Consider the following 244-nt stretch of genomic DNA (forward strand, 5'->3'; position numbering starts at 1 on the left):
GTGCTTGGCTAAATCATTTTGTAAACACTGTGAGAACTTACTTGGCCCACAAAACCAGATGCTTCGTTGCATTAAACCATCGACTTCGCGTAATAGTTGGTTAGCGTTTAAGAATGCTTGGCTGCTGTTATCGATAATCTTTAAATCTACTTGAGCGCCGCTCGCTAAGTGCTGTAACTCTTCGATAAACTTCGCCTCTATGGTTTCGCTGCAATAATACAATTTAGCGAGAGGAGGTTTATCC

Annotated in this window: 1 protein-coding gene; it reads right to left on the reverse strand. The window is 41.8% G+C overall.

What is annotated here, in order from left to right; genetic code table 11:
- A partial coding sequence (locus tag Q4528_RS15495) for a ferredoxin reductase domain-containing protein (protein ID WP_303522608.1) occupies window positions 1-244 on the reverse strand: 244 nt, incomplete at both ends.

It is taken from the genome of Staphylococcus pasteuri (genome assembly GCF_030547725.1).
GTDB lineage: Bacteria > Bacillota > Bacilli > Staphylococcales > Staphylococcaceae > Staphylococcus > Staphylococcus pasteuri.